The organism is Mesorhizobium sp. LNHC252B00, from assembly GCF_000502955.1.
In the GTDB taxonomy this organism is placed as follows: domain Bacteria; phylum Pseudomonadota; class Alphaproteobacteria; order Rhizobiales; family Rhizobiaceae; genus Mesorhizobium.
Window position 1 is genome coordinate 1 of the sequence record NZ_AYWO01000173.1, and the last position, 276, is coordinate 276.

The 276-nt window shown below is 64.5% G+C and carries 1 pseudogene; it reads left to right on the forward strand.

The features are described from left to right. Window positions 1-6 precede the first annotated feature (6 nt). Window positions 7-276 (forward strand): annotated as a pseudogene (locus X744_RS0139500) (M23 family peptidase); the annotation flags it as partial.

The window sequence follows — 276 nt, forward strand, 5'->3', positions numbered from 1 at the left end:
GGTCCCGTGAACGCAACCGGTCAGTCCGCAGTCTTCGGCAGGCGCAAGGAACCGCATACGATCATCATCGCCCGGGGCGACCAGATCAGGCACTTCACGATCCGCCCCTGGTTGGCGGCATTCATTGGTTCAGCACTCGCCGCCATTGCCATCGGCTACCTCCTGGCCACATCCTATCTGGTTCTGCGTGACGACCTGATCGGCGCCACCACGGCGCGCCAGGCTCGCATGCAGCAGGCTTACGAGGACCGCATTTCGGCGCTTCGCGCCCAGGTC